Below are 14,261 nucleotides of genomic sequence, written 5' to 3' on the forward strand. Positions count from 1 at the left end.
TATTTTGATAGCAAGTAATTATAGGAGTTAACAAGTGTGACCGTCATCACAAAATGAGCTTTGTGGGGGAATAACCCGCAGAGATTGTTTTGCTGGTATACTGCGCACCTTGCGTTTCAATGATCGGCAATGGTTGTCGGTATTGAATGATTTATCATTTAAATCATATGGTTAGTTAAAAATGAAACACACTGTTGAAGTGATGATCCCGGAAGCGGAGATCAAAGCGCGTATTGCTGAGCTGGGTCGTCAAATCACTGAGCGTTACAAAAATAGCGGTAGCGAAATGGTGCTGGTGGGTCTGCTGCGCGGATCGTTTATGTTTATGGCCGACCTGTGCCGTGAAGTGCAGGTGTCGCACGAAGTCGATTTTATGACCGCTTCCAGCTACGGCAGCGGTATGTCTACCACCCGTGACGTGAAAATCCTCAAAGATCTGGATGAAGACATTCGTGGCAAAGACGTGCTGATTGTTGAAGACATTATCGATTCCGGTAATACGCTGTCTAAAGTGCGCGAAATCCTCAGCCTGCGTGCGCCGAAATCACTGGCGATCTGCACTTTGCTCGATAAACCTTCCCGCCGCGAAGTGGACGTGCCTGTCGAGTTTGTCGGTTTTTCGATTCCGGATGAGTTTGTGGTGGGTTACGGCATTGATTATGCCCAGCGCTATCGCCATTTGCCTTATGTCGGCAAGGTTGTGATGCTGGACGAATAAAAAAATCGGGGCCGATGGCCCCGATTGTTATTTGTGGTTGATGTGCTTTTGGCTGAGGTTGCAGATCCCTTTGCGGTAACGTTGCTCCAGTGTTTCGCGGTTGGTGGCCGTCACATCCAGGTCACGCAGCAGGCCATCGTGTATACCGTAGGCCCAGCCGTGAATGGTCACTTTCTGACCGCGTTTCCAGGCAGATTGCATGATCGTGGAGTGACCCAGGTTGTACACCTGTTCCATCACGTTCAGTTCGCACAGCGTATCGAGACGGCGTTCTTCAGGCATTGCGCCGAGCAGCGAGCTATGTTTAAACCAGATATCGCGAATGTGCAGCAGCCAGTTGTTGATAAGCCCCAGTTCTGGGTTTTCCACCGCCGCCTGCACACCGCCGCAGCCGTAGTGGCCGCAAATGATGATGTGTTCAACTTCCAGCACATCGACAGCGTACTGAACAACGGAAAGGCAGTTGAGATCGGTATGGATAACCAGGTTGGCAACATTGCGGTGAACAAACAGTTCACCAGGCTCAAGGCCGGTCAGGCGTTCAGCAGGAACGCGGGAGTCAGAGCATCCAATCCAGAGAAAGCGCGGCTTCTGTGCTTGCGCCAGTGTTTCGAAAAATCCGGGATCTTCTTCCACCAGCATTTTTGACCATAGTGCATTGTTGCTGATGAGTGTATCTATGTCTTTCATGGAAGTTAACGACCTGTAACCAAATAAGTGCGTTGCGCTAATATAGGTCAACTCCAACTCTTTTTAAACCACACATCGAGTGTAAGAAAACAGGTAAGTGATAATTCATGACCATTGCACTGGAGCTTGAGCAGCTTAAAAAAACCTATCCGGGCGGCGTCCAGGCGCTGCGGGGTATTGATTTACAAGTAGAAGCGGGGGATTTCTATGCCCTTCTCGGGCCGAATGGCGCAGGAAAATCGACCACCATCGGCATTATCAGCTCGCTGGTAAATAAATCGTCCGGGCGCGTTAACGTCTTTGGCTACGACCTGGAAAAAGACGTGGTAAACGCCAAGCGCCAACTGGGGCTGGTGCCGCAGGAATTCAATTTTAACCCGTTTGAAACCGTACAACAGATTGTGGTTAACCAGGCGGGTTACTACGGCGTCGATCGTAAAGATGCGCTGGTACGCAGTGAAAAATACCTGAATCAGCTCGATCTGTGGGAAAAACGCAACGAACGTGCGCGCATGTTATCCGGTGGCATGAAGCGCCGTTTGATGATTGCCCGCGCGCTGATGCATGAGCCGAAGCTGCTGATCCTCGATGAGCCAACTGCGGGCGTAGACATTGAGTTACGCCGCTCAATGTGGGGCTTTTTGAAAGATCTGAACGATAAAGGCACCACCATTATTCTGACCACCCACTACCTGGAAGAAGCCGAGATGCTGTGCCGCAACATTGGCATCATCCAGCGCGGTGAACTGATTGAAAATACCTCCATGAAAGCGCTGCTTTCGAAGTTGAAATCAGAGACGTTTATTCTTGATTTGGCGCCGAAAAGCCCGCTGCCGAAACTGGAAGGGTATCAATATCGGCTGGTAGACACTGCAACCCTTGAAGTGGAAGTTTTGCGCGAGCAGGGGGTTAATAGTGTTTTCAGTCAGCTGAGTGCCCAGGGTGTACAGGTATTGAGCATGCGTAATAAAGCCAACCGTCTGGAAGAGCTGTTCGTCACGCTGGTGCATGAAAAAGAAGGAGAACGCGCATGATGCAGCTTTTTTGGGTGGCGCTGAAAAGTATCTGGCATAAAGAGATCCAGCGCTTTATGCGTATCTGGGTGCAAACGCTGGTGCCGCCAGTGATCACCATGACGCTGTACTTTATTATTTTCGGCAACCTGATTGGTTCGCGCATTGGCGAAATGCATGGCTTCACTTATATGCAGTTTATTGTGCCGGGCCTGATCATGATGGCGGTGATTACTAACGCTTATGCCAACGTGGCCTCCTCGTTCTTTAGCGCCAAATTTCAGCGCAACATTGAAGAGTTGCTGGTTGCCCCGGTGCCTACGCACGTAATTATTGCCGGCTATGTCGGCGGTGGCGTGGCGCGCGGCGTTTGTGTCGGTGTGCTGGTTACGGCGGTTTCGCTATTTTTTGTGCCGTTTCAGGTGCATTCATGGTTGTTTGTCGGGCTGACGTTACTGCTGACAGCGGTGCTGTTTTCCCTCGCTGGTTTGTTGAATGCGGTGTTTGCCAAAACCTTTGATGACATCAGCCTGATCCCCACTTTTGTACTGACACCGCTGACTTACCTCGGGGGTGTCTTCTATTCGTTAACGCTGTTACCGCCCTTCTGGCAGGCGCTTTCGCACCTGAACCCGATTGTCTATATGATCAGCGGTTTCCGCTTTGGCTTCCTTGGCATTACCGATGTTCCGCTGTTTACTACCGTCGGCGTGCTGGTGGTGTTTATCATCGCCTTCTATGTGCTGTGCTGGTATCTGATCCAACGCGGTCGCGGATTGCGCAGCTAAGCTGTGCCGGGCTGGCTCTCCTCACGGCAGGAGAGCCAATCCGCCGAGTTAGACCTTTTTTTGTACTTTTCACGGTCATTCGTTCAGTCAAATTTTGTTACACTTAGCGCAGTCTCTTAACCCGGTCCGTCTCATGTCTCGTTTTATTGCCATTCTGCTTTTGCTGATAAGCTGCGGCGCTACTGCCAGCATTATCAGTGAGCAACGCATTCCCGCGCGTTATATGCAAACCACTGAAGATGCCGATATCTGGGCGCAGGTGGGGGATAAAGTGATTACTGTCGGGCATATTCGTGCCGGGCAAATTATCGCCGTGGTGCCAGGTGCGGAAGATTACTATGCATTCCGCTTTGGCTTTGGCAGCGGATTTATCGATAAAGGCCATCTGGAAAGCGTTTCGGGTAACCAGCGTGTGGAAGACAGCCTCGGTGATTTGAACAAGCCGTTGAGTAACCAGAATCTCATTACGTGGCAACCCACTCCGCTCTACAACGCGCCGGATATCACCAGCGAGCGGTTTGGTACGCTGGTGGAAAATCTGCGCTATCCGATTATCGATAAATTGAAAGATCGTCTCAATCAGACCTGGTTTCAGATCCGCATTGGCAACCGTCTGGCGTGGGTGAGCAGCCTGGACGCGCAGGAAGATAACGGCATCCCGGTGCTGACGTATCACCATATTCTGCGCGATGAAGAAAACACCCGTTTTCGGCACACTTCAACCACGACTTCGGTGCGCGCATTTACTAACCAGATGGCCTGGCTGCGCGACCAGGGCTATACCACCTTGTCGATGTATCAGCTGGAAGGCTATGTGCGCAACCGCATGAATCTGCCCGCACGGTCGGTGGTGATCACCTTTGATGATGGCCTGAAGTCAGTCAGCCGCTATGCCTGGCCCATACTGCGACAGTATGGTTTTAAAGCCACAGCTTTTATCATCTCGTCGCGTATTAAGCTGAAGCCGCAGCCGTGGGATCCCAAATCACTGCAGTTTATGAGCGTTTCGGAACTGAACAGTATCCGTGACGTATTCGATGTGCAGTCGCATACGCATTTCCTGCACCGTGTTGACGAAACGACGATGCATCCGATTCTGCTCAGCCGCAACTACCACAATATTTTGTTCGACTTTAAACGCTCGCGCCGCGCGCTGGCGCAGTTTAATCCGCATGTACTCTATCTGGCATATCCGTTCGGCGTGTATGACGATAAAGCGGTAAAAGCGGCGAATGACGCGGGGTTCCATCTGGCCGTGACCACGGTACGCGGAAAGGTGAAACCGGGAGATAATCCCTTCTTACTGAAGCGACTCTATGTGTTAAGAACGGACTCGCTGGAAGTGATGTCGCGGCTGATCAGTAACCAGCCGCAGGGGTAGGGCATCAGGCAACCTGAACCGGCACGGCTTTGGCCGTGCGTTTCATTTCATTGTCACCATCAAAATAGGCCACTTTCGGCTGCCAGTTACGGGCAGCTTCATCCGGCATGGTGACATAGCTGGCGATAATCAGGATATCGCCAACGTCAGCGCAATGCGCTGCTGCACCGTTGACCGAAATGATTTTTGAACCGCGCTCACCGGCAATCGCGTAGGTGGAGAAACGTTTACCGTTGGTCACGTTATAAATATCAATGGCTTCGTATTCCAGAATACCAGCCGCCTCAAGGAAATCCTGGTCAATGGCGCAGGAGCCTTCGTAATGCAGGTCGGCCTGAGTCACTTTGACGCGGTGGAGCTTGCCTTGCAGCATTGTGCGAATCATAAGTTAAATCCCGTGATAATTAACCTGTAAAAGGGGAGCCGCTCCCTGCTAATCCCCCGTACGGTAACGCCACACTTATCGCGCGGCATATTGCCCATCTATTTACCCCGCCAGACGGGGGAGTTCAACCACTTTATTATCAATAAGGCGCGCCTGGCCGAGCCATGCCGCCATCAAAATCACGGCGCGCTGGCTGCTCTCTGACAGCGCCAGTAACGTGTCGGCATCGCGGATTTGAATATCATCCGCCCGTAAACCGGCATCGTTAATTTCCTGTTCCGCAATCGCTACCAGTTCTTCTTCGTTGCGCTCGCCTGCCAGCAGTTTCCCGGCGATAGCGTTCATCACTTTGCTCAATGCCGGGGCGATTTTGCGCTGTTCTGCGGTGAGATAGCCGTTACGCGAACTCAGCGCCAGGCCATCTTTTGCACGCACCGTAGGAACGCCGACAATTTCAATGTCGTAGCCCATATCAGCAACCATTTTGCGGATCAGTTGCAGCTGCTGGTAATCCTTTTCACCAAAACAGGCGATGTCTGGCTGCACCAGGTTAAACAGCTTGCTGACAATGGTCGACACGCCACGGAAATGGCCCGGACGGCTAGCGCCTTCCAGCATGGTAGAGATACCCGGAACATCCACATAGGTTTGCGTATCGGTACCCTGCGGGTAGATATCCGCCGGGGCGGGCGCAAAGACGAAGTCCACTTTGCGTTTGTTAAGCTTTTCGCAGTCTTCCTGCAAGGTGCGCGGGTAGCGTGCCAGATCATCCGGGCGGTCAAACTGCATCGGGTTGACAAAAATACTGACCACTACCGCGTCGGCGCGGGCTTTGGCTTCATCAACCAGTTTCATGTGGCCATCGTGCAGGTTACCCATGGTGGGCACCAGCGCAATGCGTTTACCTTCCTGGCGCAGTCTGCGGATATGCTGACGGAGCAGCGGGAGGGTTTCAATAATCAACACAACAGGACTCCTTAATGGAAACTGTGTTCTTCGCCCGGGTAAGCGCCGGACTCGACGTCAGCAACATACTGCCTAACGGCGGCGCGCATGTCGCCTGCTTCATTCAGGAAATTTTTCGCAAATTTGGGAATATGCCCGCCGGTAATGCCAAAGGCGTCATGCATTACCAGAATCTGACCATCGGTGACGTTACCTGCGCCAATGCCGATCACCGGAATGCTCAGCGCTTCGGTAATACGCTGCGCCAGCTCAACCGGTACACACTCCAGTACCAGCAATTGCGCGCCTGCGGCTTCCAGCGCCAGCGCATCATCAAACAGGACCTGAGCCGCATCGCCGCGTCCCTGTACTTTATAGCCGCCGAAAATGTTCACCGATTGTGGCGTTAAGCCTAAATGACCGCACACCGGAACGGCGCGCTCAGTGAGCATTTTTACCGTCGGCACCAGCCAGGCGCCGCCTTCAATTTTGACCATATTGGCGCCTGCGCGCATGACAACGGCGGAATTTTCGAATGCCTGCTCTGGCGTGGCATAAGCCATAAACGGCAGGTCGGCGAGTAACAGGCAGGCCGGCGCACCGCGGCGCACTGCCTGAGTATGGTAGGCAATATCCGCCACCGTAACCGGAAGGGTGGAATCATGACCTTGCACCGTCATTCCCAGCGAGTCGCCCACCAGCAGTACATTAATGCCTTCTTCAGCGAACAGTTTCGCGAAGCTGTAGTCGTAAGCGGTGATGGTGGCGAAGCGTTTCTTTTCCTGCTTGCACTTGTGTAGCCAGGAGAGGGTGGTCGGTTTCATAGCGTTTCCTGATAGTCCAGAACGAATTCTGGCGCATTTTAACAGCACCACTCAGGCGGGCAATGATTTTAGACAACCCGTGAGACGCGGGTGGAAAGAATGGCGGGTATTACCAGACGTCGGGTTTTGGCGCGTTGAGTTGCGTCAGGATCGCCTGCAAGGAGGCGCCGTCCGGGAAGTGCAGATCTGGGGCGATTTCAAATAACGGCCACAGCATAAAGCCCCGGTTTTTCATGTCGTAATGTGGCACTGTCAGGCGCGCCGTATTGAGTGATAACTCGCCAAACAGCATAATATCGAGATCGAGCGTGCGCGGCCCCCAGCGTTCAGCTTTGCGCACGCGGCCCTGCTGTAACTCAATACGTTGTGTATGGTCGAGGAGCGCTTCTGGCGCGAGTTCGGTTTCCAGCGCGACAGCCGCGTTGAGGTAGTCCGGTTGATCCGGCGGGCCGAGTGGGGGAGTACGGTATAACGAAGAGACCGCCACAATATGACTCTGCGGGATCTCTCCAATCGCGACGATCGCGGCATTCACCTGATCAAGCGGTGAAGCCAGATTGCTGCCCAGCGCGATATACGCAAGGGTCATGCACTGCCCTCACGGCGCGGCGCACGTTTGCGTGGACGACGGTGACGACGGCGTTCGGCCGGTTCATCGCCCAGGTTATCCAGCATATCTTTTTGGGTGGGAGGCGCAGAAACCTGGAATTCACCCCACCATTTCACCAGTCGCTGCAATTCGCCGTTGCGTTCCGCATCGGCGCGGAGCGCCATTAGATCATAGGCGGCGCGGAATTTCGGATGTTCCATCAGTTTCCAGGCTCGCTTGCCCTGGCGACGCGACATCCGCAACTGCAGCTGCCAGATATCCCGGATCAACGTGGTGATACGTTTAGGGATCGCCAGCGAACGGCAGGCCTCATCCAGCACATCATTCATTGCCAGCGCGAAGGCGTCGTAATAGGCCAGCCCGCCTTCCTGAGCGATACGCTGCGCATTCTCCAACAGCGGATACCAGAACATCGCGGCAAACAGGAACGCCGGGTTAACGCGCATATCATTGTGGATGCGGTTATCGGTGTTTTTCAGCACCTGCTCAATAATGCGTTCCATCGGGCTATCACCGTTTTCGGTGAAATAACGGGTGATGGTCGGGAACAGGGGCTGGAATAAACCATATTCACGCAGTAACTGGCAGGTATCGTAACCGTAGCCTGCCTGCAGCAATTTCAGCGACTCTTCGAACAGACGAGCCGGCGGAACATCGTTAATTAACGTTGCAAGACGCGGGATAGGCTCGGCGGTTTCATCGCTGATACGCATTCCCAGCTTGGCCGCGAAACGCACGGCGCGCAGCATGCGTACCGGATCTTCGCGGTAGCGGGTTTCCGGGTTGCCGATCAGGCGAATGACGCCTTCTTCCAGATCGCGCATGCCGCCCACGTAATCGCGCACGGTAAAGTCGGCGACGCTGTAATAAAGGCTGTTGATGGTGAAGTCACGGCGCTGGGCATCTTCTTCAATGGAGCCGAAGATATTATCGCGCAGCAACATTCCGTTCTGCCCGCGTTGGGAGATGGTGCGATCGGTTTGTTGATCGTCGTGGTGCCCACGGAAGGTGGCGACTTCAATGATTTCCGGCCCGAACATGACATGCGCCAGGCGGAAACGGCGACCAACCAGACGGCAGTTGCGGAACAGTTTGCGCACCTGATCCGGCGTGGCGTTGGTGGTGACGTCAAAATCTTTTGGTTTTTTGCCCAGCAATAAGTCACGCACGCCGCCGCCTACCAGGTAAGCGTCGTAGCCCGCTTTATTCAGACGATAGAGCACCTTGAGCGCATTTTCACTGATATCTTTGCGGGAAATAGCGTGCTGTTCACGCGGAATAACCGTCATCTGTGGTTGGGCCATAGCCTCAACGACCATGCTCTCTTCGCGGCTCAGCACCTTGCGGCAAAAATTAGCGACTCGGGTAAAAATAGTACACCTCGGTAAGTGTCAAACGTCAGGACAAAAAAATAGCGGCTAATCATAGCTCAGCGCGAGGCATTTGAGAATGCCGTATTCGCAACCGCTGTTCCCGGAACGCGGGAAAGCGTCCAGTTGGCCACTGCCTTTTTCAGCAAGGCATCAATGCTGAGATCCTGCCATTCTTTTGTTACATCTTGGTTCAGGAATTGTAAAGCCCTGATTATTATGGGACGCGGATCGCCCCCAGGCAAGGCTGGGGCATGGTTTTGCTTGGAGAGTTTATTCCCTTGCTCGTTGAGCGCCAGCGGTAAATGAATGTACCCCGGCACCTGCCAGCCAAGCTGCTGATAAAGCGAAATTTGCCGCACGGTCGGTTCAATCAGATCGGCGCCGCGGACGATTTCGCTCACGCCCTGAAAATGATCATCGACCACCACCGCCAGATTGTAAGCAAACAACCCGTCACGGCGATGAATAATAAAGTCTTCGCGCGCCAGTTTTTCATCGGCAGTAATGCGCCCGCGCAATTTATCCTCAAAGTGCAGCACCGGATGTTGCTGCACCAGCCGCACGGCGGCGTTTTCTGGCCCGTTGTGTCGGGTACGGCAATAACCATCGTAGATGCCACCGACACTCTGGATCCGTGCACGCGTACAGGTGCAGAAATAACTTAATCCTTTGCGCTGCAAGGCGGCAAGCGCCTCGCGGTAGGCATCGTGGCGTTGCGATTGCCACAGTACGTCACCGTCCCAGTGCAGGCCGTAGTGCTCAAGCTGGCGAAGAATGGTGTTGGCCGCGCCGGGCACTTCGCGGGGAGGATCGATATCTTCAATGCGGACAAGCCAGACGCCTTGTGCGGCGCGCGCTTGCAGATAGCTGCCGAGAGCGGCAATCAGCGAACCGAAATGCAGTTCACCGGACGGAGACGGCGCAAAGCGCCCAATATAGTGTGATTCAGGCATATCGACAGGAAATATAGGGCGGGAATAAATCCCGCCGTATAAGGCGCAGCCGCCCTTGCGCGGCGCGCTATCAGTGATAACGGGTTATCAACCCGCCATCTGTTTTTCGCGGATTTCCGCCAGCGTTTTGCAGTCGATGCACAGATCGGCAGTCGGACGCGCTTCCAGACGGCGGATACCAATTTCCACGCCGCAGGATTCGCAGAAGCCGAAATCTTCGTCTTCCACTTTTTTCAGCGTCTTCTCGATCTTTTTGATCAACTTGCGCTCGCGATCACGGTTACGCAGTTCGAGGCTGAACTCTTCTTCCTGAGCGGCACGATCAACCGGATCAGGGAAGTTTGCAGCTTCGTCTTGCATATGTGTGACGGTGCGATCGACTTCATCCCTGAGTTGATTACGCCATGCTTCAAGAATACGCTTGAAGTGCGCCAGCTGGGCTTCGTTCATATACTCTTCGCCCGGTTTCTCTTGATACGGCTCCACCCCAGCGATGGCGAGAATACTCAGGGACGATGTTTTACGGTTTTGCCCTTCTTGCATGTTGCTTCTCCTTAACACGCACTATCGATCCCCGTGTTGGGGGAAAAATCAGGCCGCTATAAATAGCAGATGCTTTTCAGGATGGCAAATTTCTATACCTAACACTTGACAACCCTGTGAAGAAAAGCGTATTTGCGCACGCGACCAGAACATTTAATAGTCAAACGCTTGCCTCTATACGGTGAAAGGCACCGGCAAACTCAGAGTGATGTTATCGGCAGAAAGTTCCGCTTTATAAGCGAGAATTTCGACCCCCTGACGTTGTGCGTCATTCAATAAACGTGCGTATTCCTCATCAATATGGCGCGCTGGAGAAAAATGTTCAACGGATGAATGCAAGACGGCAAACAGGATTACAGCGCGATCGCCGTTTGCCGCCACGCTCATTAATTCCCGCAGATGCTTCTGACCACGGAGCGTGACCGCATCCGGGAAATAACCTGCTTGCTGCTCGGCGAGCGTGACCGATTTCACTTCAATATAGCAGTTGGGGCGATCATCCGCCTGTAACAGGAAATCAATTCTGCTACGTTCCGCACCATATTTAACTTCGCTTTTCAGCACGCTGTAGCCAGCCAGTTCCGGTACTATTCCGCCGAGTATTGCTTCTTTGGCCAGCGTATTTGCTCGCAACGTATTGACACAAATAAATGCGCCTTTTTGGGTTTGAGTCAATTCCCAGGTATGCGCATATTTGCGTTTAGGATTTTCTGAAGTGGAATACCACACCGTATCACCGGGCGTCGCGCAACCGGTCATTGCGCCAGTATTTGGGCAGTGAAGCGTCAGCGTTTCGCCTTGTGGCGTCATGACATCGGCAAGGAATCGTTTATAGCGTTGAATCAGCGTGGCGGATTTAAGCGGTGGAAAAAACAGCATCGGAAATCCTTATTGTTATGTTTTTAATGACCAGCGATTAAGCGGCGTGTAGCGGGTGCGTCCGTTAATAAATTGCGATTCATACAGCACAAATTCATTCACCGGAAATGACCAACGAAAGCCCGGCGGAGGAAGGGAGACGGCATGGCTGGCATCGCGCAGTAGCGTAATGTGCGGGTGAAACGGCTGTGGGCTTTGGTAGCAACCGTTGCGTGCGGCCTGCGCGCGCAACATATCCGCCAGCTGCAGCAAACCTCGCGGCGTCTGGCGCGTACCGATCCATACCACACGCGAGCGCAGCCACTGCCCGGCATCGTCCAGCGTGAGCGTAAACCCCGGCTGGCGAATGCGTGCGGCAAGCGTTTCCAGCGCTTGCTGCTTTGCGCGGCTGATCTCGCCAAGAAAAGCCAGCGTCAGGTGCAGGTTGGCGGCCGCGATCGGCCTGCCTGCCTCCGGCAAAAAGTGCTGCGCGCGCCAGGTTACAATCTGCGACTGGATATCGGCAGGCAGTTCGATGGCAAAAAACAGCCGTTTGGCTTCAGACATAGCGTCACTCGGTAATGGTTTGCGGCGATGGTATACTACTGCGCCATCGTATGTTAACCCTCTGGAGCTTTTGTGTCCTTATTGCCGGTCGCCGCCGTTTTGCCCGACATTCTCTCTGCGCTGCAAAGCGCTCCCCAGGTATTGCTGAGCGCGCCTACCGGAGCCGGGAAATCCACATGGCTACCGCTGCAGTTGCTGCAACAGGGGAATATTGAAGGGCGTATCCTTCTGCTGGAGCCTCGCCGGCTGGCAGCACGTAACGTGGCGCAGCGTCTCGCGGAACAGCTTAACGAGAAGCCCGGCGAGACCGTCGGCTACCGTATGCGCGCCGAAACCTGTGTTGGGCCACAGACCCGTCTGGAAGTGGTGACCGAAGGCATTCTCACCCGTCTGATCCAGCAGGATCCTGAACTGGCTGGCGTGGGACTGGTGATCCTGGATGAGTTTCATGAGCGCAGCTTGCAGGCCGATCTTGCGCTGGCATTGTTGCTGGATGTGCAGCAAGGGCTGCGGGACGATCTCAAACTGCTGGTGATGTCCGCAACACTGGATAACGAACGCTTACAGGCTCTGTTGCCGGACGCGCCAGTGATCGTTTCGCAGGGGCGAGCGTACCCGGTTGAGCAGCGCTACCAGGCGCTGCCCGTACAGTTGCGTTTTGACGAAGCCGTGGCACAAATGGCGGCGGAATTACTGCGCAACGAAGCAGGTTCGTTGCTGTTGTTTCTGCCCGGCGTGGGTGAAATCCAGCGGGTACAGGAGCAATTGGTTTCCCGGGTGGGAAGCGATGTTATGCTCTGCCCGCTCTATGGCGCGCTGCCGTTACATGAGCAGCGTAAAGCGATACTGCCGCCCCCGGCGGGGCAAAGAAAAGTGGTGCTGGCGACCAATATTGCCGAAACCAGCCTTACTATCGAAGGGATCCGTCTGGTGGTCGATAGCGCCCTTGAGCGGGTAGCCCGTTTTGATGCGCGTAGCGGTTTAACCCGCCTTATTACCCAGCGAATCAGTGTTGCGTCAATGACGCAGCGCGCGGGTCGTGCGGGCCGACTTGAACCCGGGATCTGCTTGCACTTGCTGGGGAAAGAGCAAGCCGAACGGGCCGCCGCGCAAAGCAGCCCCGAAATCCTGCATAGCGATTTATCCGGGCTGTTGATGGAATTATTACAGTGGGGATGCCAGGATCCTGCCCAGTTGCGCTGGCTGGATCAGCCCCCGGCAGTCAACATGGCAGCGGCGCGCAAACTCCTGGGGCAGTTACAGGCGCAGGAGGCAGAACGTTTAACGGCGTTTGGCCGCAAAATGGCGGCGCTGGGCACCGATCCCCGTCTTGCAGCGATGCTGGCTTGCGCCCGGAGTGATGATGAGATTGCGACAGCAGCGAAGCTGGTGGCCATTCTTGAAGAGCCGCCGCGCGCCGGAAACAGTGATTTACGTTTCGCTTTTTCCCGCCATCAAGCGAACTGGCAGCAGCGCGCCCGCCAGCTTGCGCGTCGTTTGAAAAGCACCACCGGCGAGCCGGACAACCGTGCGCTGGCCAGGCTTCTGGCGCGTGCGTTTGCCGATCGTATTGCCCGCAGGCGGGGCCAGGAAGGGCGTTATCAACTCGCGAACGGGATGGGGGCTACGCTGGATGCCGATGATGCGCTAAGCCGCCACGAGTGGCTGATCGCCCCGCTGTTATTGCAGGGAAGTCAATCGCCGGACGCACGTATTTTGCTGGCGTTGCCGCTGGAGATTGATGCGCTGATCGATGAGTGCCCGCAGTTGTTACAGCAGTCGGACACCGTTGAGTGGGACGAGGCGCAAGGCACGTTAAAAGCCTGGCGCCGCAGCCAGATTGGCCAGCTAACGGTAAAAGTGCAGCCGCTGGCAAAACCGTCAGAAGACGAGTTACATCAGGCGATGCTCAATGGCATTCGTGACAAAGGGCTACGTGTGTTGGACTGGACGCCAGAAGCGGAACAGCTGCGTTTGCGGTTACACTGTGCGGCGAAATGGCTACCGGAAACGGCATGGCCTGCGATGGATGAGGCCTCGCTGCTGGACAATCTCGAACAGTGGTTACTGCCGCAAATGGGCGGCATCCGTTCGTTGCGCGATCTGAAAGCGTTGGATGTTACGCAGGCGTTACAAAACGCGTTGCCCTGGTCATTACGTCAACGGCTGGATAGTGAGCTTCCTGCGCATTACACTGTGCCGACCGGAAGCCGGATAGCCATTCGTTATCACGAAGATAACCCGCCGACGCTGGCGGTTCGCATTCAGGAAATGTTTGGTGAATCCACTACGCCTGTTATCGCGCAGGGCCGCGTGCCGCTGGTGCTGGAGTTGTTGTCGCCTGCGCAGAGGCCGCTGCAAATTACGCGTGATTTAGGCGCGTTTTGGGCTGGCTCCTGGCGCGAAGTGCAAAAAGAGATGAAAGGGCGTTACCCGAAACACGTCTGGCCGGATGATCCGGCGAACACCGCGCCCACGCGGCGGACAAAAAAATATTCCTGAACCGGTCAACCCAGTGTCACCCGGTGCGGGTAAAAATTGAGAGATTTCTTCTTCTGCCATTGTGCAGAAGAGTTGAGAATCAGGCCCTTGCGCCTGAAAGTTGCGGAGAGT

Annotated in this window: 15 protein-coding genes; 5 read left to right on the plus strand and 10 right to left on the minus strand. The window is 54.6% G+C overall.

Annotation, left to right across the window (positions count from 1 at the left end):
• The first annotated feature begins 181 nt into the window (after positions 1–181).
• Positions 182–718: a hypoxanthine phosphoribosyltransferase gene (gene hpt / locus RTX30_RS04760; protein ID WP_312687337.1), complete on the plus strand. Its 537-nt coding sequence runs from the start codon at positions 182–184 to the stop codon at positions 716–718.
• A gap of 27 nt (positions 719–745) precedes the next feature.
• Here hpt and can read toward each other — a convergent pair whose 3' ends face one another.
• A complete protein-coding gene (gene can, locus RTX30_RS04765; protein WP_312687339.1) occupies positions 746–1,408 on the minus strand; it encodes a carbonate dehydratase in 663 nt (220 codons plus the stop codon).
• A gap of 107 nt (positions 1,409–1,515) precedes the next feature.
• On the opposite strand from can, the gene RTX30_RS04770 reads away from it, so the two are divergent.
• The 3 genes from RTX30_RS04770 to RTX30_RS04780 all read left to right on the plus strand — a co-directional run bounded on the left by RTX30_RS04770 (position 1,516) and on the right by RTX30_RS04780 (position 4,590).
• A complete protein-coding gene (locus RTX30_RS04770) occupies positions 1,516–2,442 on the plus strand; it encodes an ABC transporter ATP-binding protein (protein ID WP_312687341.1) in 927 nt (308 codons plus the stop codon).
• The gene (locus RTX30_RS04775) at positions 2,439–3,209 is read left to right on the plus strand and encodes an ABC transporter permease (protein ID WP_312687343.1); all 771 of its coding nucleotides are present in this window, start codon (positions 2,439–2,441) and stop codon (positions 3,207–3,209) included. The genes RTX30_RS04770 and RTX30_RS04775 overlap by 4 nt, the downstream gene beginning before the upstream one ends.
• A gap of 133 nt (positions 3,210–3,342) precedes the next feature.
• Positions 3,343–4,590 carry a polysaccharide deacetylase family protein gene (locus RTX30_RS04780; protein WP_312687345.1) on the plus strand — a complete coding sequence of 416 codons (1,248 nt, stop codon included), beginning with the start codon at positions 3,343–3,345 and terminating at the stop codon, positions 4,588–4,590.
• A 4-nt stretch (positions 4,591–4,594) separates the two neighbouring features.
• Here the strand turns inward: RTX30_RS04780 and panD are convergent, their stop codons facing one another.
• The 9 genes from panD to thpR all read right to left on the minus strand — a co-directional run bounded on the left by panD (position 4,595) and on the right by thpR (position 11,648).
• A complete protein-coding gene (panD, locus tag RTX30_RS04785) occupies positions 4,595–4,975 on the minus strand; it encodes an aspartate 1-decarboxylase (RefSeq protein ID WP_312687348.1) in 381 nt (126 codons plus the stop codon).
• Between the two features lie 102 nt (positions 4,976–5,077).
• Complete coding sequence (panC, locus tag RTX30_RS04790) at positions 5,078–5,941, minus strand: pantoate--beta-alanine ligase (protein ID WP_312687350.1); 864 nt, start codon at positions 5,939–5,941, stop codon at positions 5,078–5,080.
• Between the two features lie 11 nt (positions 5,942–5,952).
• Positions 5,953–6,744, minus strand: a complete 792-nt coding sequence (gene panB, locus RTX30_RS04795; RefSeq protein WP_312687352.1) for a 3-methyl-2-oxobutanoate hydroxymethyltransferase — start codon at positions 6,742–6,744, stop codon at positions 5,953–5,955.
• Positions 6,745–6,853: 109 nt separating this feature from the next.
• Positions 6,854–7,333: a 2-amino-4-hydroxy-6-hydroxymethyldihydropteridine diphosphokinase gene (gene folK, locus RTX30_RS04800; RefSeq protein ID WP_312687354.1), complete on the minus strand. Its 480-nt coding sequence runs from the start codon at positions 7,331–7,333 to the stop codon at positions 6,854–6,856.
• Positions 7,330–8,727, minus strand: coding sequence for a polynucleotide adenylyltransferase PcnB (pcnB, locus tag RTX30_RS04805; RefSeq protein ID WP_312687475.1), 1,398 nt, complete (start codon positions 8,725–8,727; stop codon positions 7,330–7,332). Before pcnB ends, folK begins: the two co-directional genes overlap by 4 nt.
• Positions 8,728–8,783: 56 nt before the next feature.
• A complete protein-coding gene (gene gluQRS / locus RTX30_RS04810; protein WP_312687357.1) occupies positions 8,784–9,680 on the minus strand; it encodes a tRNA glutamyl-Q(34) synthetase GluQRS in 897 nt (298 codons plus the stop codon).
• A gap of 87 nt (positions 9,681–9,767) precedes the next feature.
• Positions 9,768–10,223 carry an RNA polymerase-binding protein DksA gene (dksA, locus tag RTX30_RS04815; RefSeq protein ID WP_007373199.1) on the minus strand — a complete coding sequence of 152 codons (456 nt, stop codon included), beginning with the start codon at positions 10,221–10,223 and terminating at the stop codon, positions 9,768–9,770.
• A gap of 174 nt (positions 10,224–10,397) precedes the next feature.
• Entirely contained in the window at positions 10,398–11,102 is a 705-nt protein-coding gene (gene sfsA, locus RTX30_RS04820) for a DNA/RNA nuclease SfsA (RefSeq protein WP_312687359.1), read from the minus strand.
• A gap of 15 nt (positions 11,103–11,117) precedes the next feature.
• Positions 11,118–11,648 carry an RNA 2',3'-cyclic phosphodiesterase gene (gene thpR / locus RTX30_RS04825; protein ID WP_312687361.1) on the minus strand — a complete coding sequence of 177 codons (531 nt, stop codon included), beginning with the start codon at positions 11,646–11,648 and terminating at the stop codon, positions 11,118–11,120.
• Between the two features lie 72 nt (positions 11,649–11,720).
• On the opposite strand from thpR, the gene hrpB reads away from it, so the two are divergent.
• Positions 11,721–14,150, plus strand: coding sequence for an ATP-dependent helicase HrpB (gene hrpB / locus RTX30_RS04830; protein ID WP_312687363.1), 2,430 nt, complete (start codon positions 11,721–11,723; stop codon positions 14,148–14,150).
• Positions 14,151–14,261: the final 111 nt, after the last annotated feature.

This window comes from Kosakonia sp. (genome assembly GCF_032052965.1).
Lineage (GTDB): Bacteria > Pseudomonadota > Gammaproteobacteria > Enterobacterales > Enterobacteriaceae > Kosakonia.

Bases quoted from the DNA above. Each gene is read 5' to 3' on its own strand.
- hpt (WP_312687337.1), top strand. From the start codon at position 182: ATGAAACACACTGTTGAAGTGATGATCCCGGAAGCGGAGATCAAAGCG.
- can (WP_312687339.1), bottom strand. From the start codon at position 1,408: ATGAAAGACATAGATACACTCATCAGCAACAATGCACTATGGTCAAAA.
- RTX30_RS04770 (WP_312687341.1), top strand. From the start codon at position 1,516: ATGACCATTGCACTGGAGCTTGAGCAGCTTAAAAAAACCTATCCGGGC.
- RTX30_RS04775 (WP_312687343.1), top strand. From the start codon at position 2,439: ATGATGCAGCTTTTTTGGGTGGCGCTGAAAAGTATCTGGCATAAAGAG.
- RTX30_RS04780 (WP_312687345.1), top strand. From the start codon at position 3,343: ATGTCTCGTTTTATTGCCATTCTGCTTTTGCTGATAAGCTGCGGCGCT.
- panD (WP_312687348.1), bottom strand. From the start codon at position 4,975: ATGATTCGCACAATGCTGCAAGGCAAGCTCCACCGCGTCAAAGTGACT.
- panB (WP_312687352.1), bottom strand. From the start codon at position 6,744: ATGAAACCGACCACCCTCTCCTGGCTACACAAGTGCAAGCAGGAAAAG.
- folK (WP_312687354.1), bottom strand. From the start codon at position 7,333: ATGACCCTTGCGTATATCGCGCTGGGCAGCAATCTGGCTTCACCGCTT.
- gluQRS (WP_312687357.1), bottom strand. From the start codon at position 9,680: ATGCCTGAATCACACTATATTGGGCGCTTTGCGCCGTCTCCGTCCGGT.
- dksA (WP_007373199.1), bottom strand. From the start codon at position 10,223: ATGCAAGAAGGGCAAAACCGTAAAACATCGTCCCTGAGTATTCTCGCC.
- sfsA (WP_312687359.1), bottom strand. From the start codon at position 11,102: ATGCTGTTTTTTCCACCGCTTAAATCCGCCACGCTGATTCAACGCTAT.
- thpR (WP_312687361.1), bottom strand. From the start codon at position 11,648: ATGTCTGAAGCCAAACGGCTGTTTTTTGCCATCGAACTGCCTGCCGAT.